The organism is Bradyrhizobium sp. (assembly GCF_019244115.1).
Classification (GTDB): Bacteria; Pseudomonadota; Alphaproteobacteria; order Rhizobiales; family Xanthobacteraceae; genus Bradyrhizobium.
The window spans coordinates 1-2519 of the sequence record NZ_JAFATE010000228.1 but is presented as its reverse complement, the minus strand read 5'-3'; the positions used below and the strand labels follow the sequence as shown (position 1 = coordinate 2519).

The window sequence follows — 2519 nt, the reverse complement described above, 5'->3', positions numbered from 1 at the left end:
GGCCTTGCCGCGCACGACCTGCGGCCCGGCTGGCGCGGGCAGGCTGCGGCCGAACGCGTCGCCCGCGGCGACCTGTTCGACATTGCACTTGCCGTCGAGCGCGTCCTCGATGGCGCGATAGCCGGTGCAGCGGCAGATGTTGCCTTTGAGCGCGGCGCCGAGATCCTGTCGCTGCGCCTGGTTCAGCGACGCGCAAGTCAGGATCATGCCCGCGGTGCAGAAGCCGCACTGAAAACCCTGCGCGTCGAGGAACGCCTGCTGCATCGGATGCAGCGCGGCTTCGCTCGCAAGGCCCTCGATGGTCGTGATCGCGTGGCCCTCGCCGCGGAACGCCGGGATCAGGCAGCTGTGCACCGGTTCGCCATCGAGCAGCACGGTGCAGGCGCCGCAGTCGCCGGCATCGCAGCCCTTCTTGACGCCGAAATGGCCGGTCTCGCGCAATAAGGTTCGCAGGCATTGACCCGGATGCGGCGCGGCGACAACGTCCTTGCCGTTGATCAGGAAGCTCATGGCCGCGCTGTGCCCGATAGTTCGCTGCGGATCTCCTCGGCAAGCCGCAGTGTCATCGCCTTGCGCCAGAACGGCTTGCCGTGCACGTCGCCGTGATAGAGATCGTCGGCGATGTGGTGCAGGATCGCCGAACGCAGGCTGGCTTCATCGGGAAGCGCGGCAAAGTGCAGCTTGATCGGGCGCACGGTCGAGGCCGTCACGACAAGCGAAAACTCGCCGTCCTGTCCGGCGGTGCCGATCAGCAGCGCCGCGGAGCGCCCGACCGGCGTCAGCGAGATCTGGCGAAACGCCGCGCGGCGCCTGAGCGCGGCGAGCGGAATGTCGATCTGGCGCAGCAGGTCACCGGCCGTCATGCGGTTGTGCTGGTTGCCGGTGACGAAATCGGCGACGCCGATTCTTTGCTCGCTGCCGTCGGCCTTCCAGATGGTACAGATGCCCTCGAGCGCAGCCGTCAGCGAGATCATCGGTCCCGCGGGCAATGACATGCAGAGATTGCCGCCGACGGTCGCGGTCTTCCAGATCTTGAAGGAGGCGAGAAAGGCGCGGCAGCATTGATTGATCAGCGGCGAGGCCAGCCAGTCTGCGGGACAGGCAAGCGCGTCGAGCTCTGCAACGGTGCAGGTCGCCGCGATGGTCAAACCCGCGTCGCCGATCGTGAGCGCGCGCCATTTGAGGTCGGTCAGATCGATCAGCCGCCTCAGATGGACCTGCGGTTCCGAGAACAGCCAAGTCCCGCCCGCAAGCCAGGCGTCGCCCTCCGTCCAGGCCGGCAACTCGGTACGACTACGCGGCCGGACCACTTCCGTGATGGTGTTCAAATCCATGGACGACGCTACGCTCTTAAGGGACGGATCAGTTCAGGGAATCCTTGCAAGTCCGGCGCCAACTCGCAAGTGGACAGATTGGCGCTCACATTGCAGAGATTGTAGGCCGGCGCAGAGCTGCGGGCGACACTTCGGTGGAGATCAAGACGCGATGAACGACACGCAACCGATCTGGATCAGGGATCCCCAGGCCATTCTCGCCGATGGTGCCGAACGCGGTATCGTGGTCAGCCAGGGCCGGATCGTCGAAAAGGTTGCGGCGGGAGCCGTGCCCGTGACCGCCGATGCCATCGTGTTCGATGCCGGCACGCATGTGGTGGTGCCCGGCCTCATCAACACGCATCATCATTTCTATCAGACGCTGACCCGCGCTTTGCCGGCGGCGATGGATCGCGAGCTGTTTCCCTGGCTGCAAGCGCTCTATCCGGTGTGGGCGCGGCTCACGCCGGAGGCGCTCGATCTCGCCGTGACCGTCGCGATGGCGGAACTGCTGCTGTCGGGCTGTACCACCACGACCGATCACCATTATGTGTTTCCCGCCGGCCTCGAAGACGCCGTGGACATCGAGGTCGCCGTGGCGAAGCGCCTCGGCCTGCGCGTGTTGCTGACGCGCGGATCGATGAACCTGTCGCAGCGCGATGGCGGCCTGCCGCCGGACAGCGTGGTGCAGGACGAAGACACGATCCTGGCCGACAGCGAGCGCGTGGTCGCCAGACATCATCAGCGTGGCGAGGATGCGATGGTGCAGATTGCGCTGGCGCCGTGCTCGCCGTTTTCGGTGACGACCTCGCTCATGAAGCAGACGGCGGAGCTCGCCGGGCGTCTCGACGTCCGGCTGCACACGCATCTTGCCGAGACCGAGGACGAGAACCGTTTTTGCGAAGACAAATATGGCTGCCGCCCGCTCGACTATCTCGAGCAATGCGGCTGGCTGGGGGCGCGGACCTGGCTGGCGCACGGAATATTCTTCGATGCTGCGGAAATGCAGCGCCTCGCGAAAGCCAAGACGACCGTCAGCCATTGCGCCTGCTCAAACCAGATTCTGGCCTCGGGCTGCTGTCCAGTGTGCGAGATGGAAGCGGCAGGGGTCGGCATCGGTCTCGGCGTCGACGGCTCGGCGTCGAACGACGGGTCCAATCTGATGCAGGAGGTGCGTGCCGCCTTCCTGCTGCAGCGGGCGCGCTA

3 protein-coding genes are annotated in these 2519 nt (G+C 65.8%); 1 reads left to right on the top strand and 2 read right to left on the bottom strand.

Annotated features, from left to right (window positions below):
• On the bottom strand, positions 1-510 hold a 510-nt coding region (locus tag JOZ76_RS10350; RefSeq protein ID WP_291698534.1), incomplete at its 3' end, for a (2Fe-2S)-binding protein.
• Positions 507-1334, bottom strand: coding sequence for an FAD binding domain-containing protein (locus tag JOZ76_RS10345; RefSeq protein ID WP_291698533.1), 828 nt, complete (start codon positions 1332-1334; stop codon positions 507-509). The genes JOZ76_RS10350 and JOZ76_RS10345, both read right to left, overlap by 4 nt.
• A 151-nt stretch (positions 1335-1485) precedes the next feature.
• Here JOZ76_RS10345 and JOZ76_RS10340 point away from each other — a divergent pair.
• On the top strand, positions 1486-2519 hold a 1034-nt coding region (locus tag JOZ76_RS10340), incomplete at its 3' end, for an 8-oxoguanine deaminase (RefSeq protein WP_291698532.1).

Excerpts from the sequence above, each read along its gene's own strand:
- JOZ76_RS10345 (WP_291698533.1), bottom strand. The coding sequence starts at position 1,334 with ATGGATTTGAACACCATCACGGAAGTGGTCCGGCCGCGTAGTCGTACC.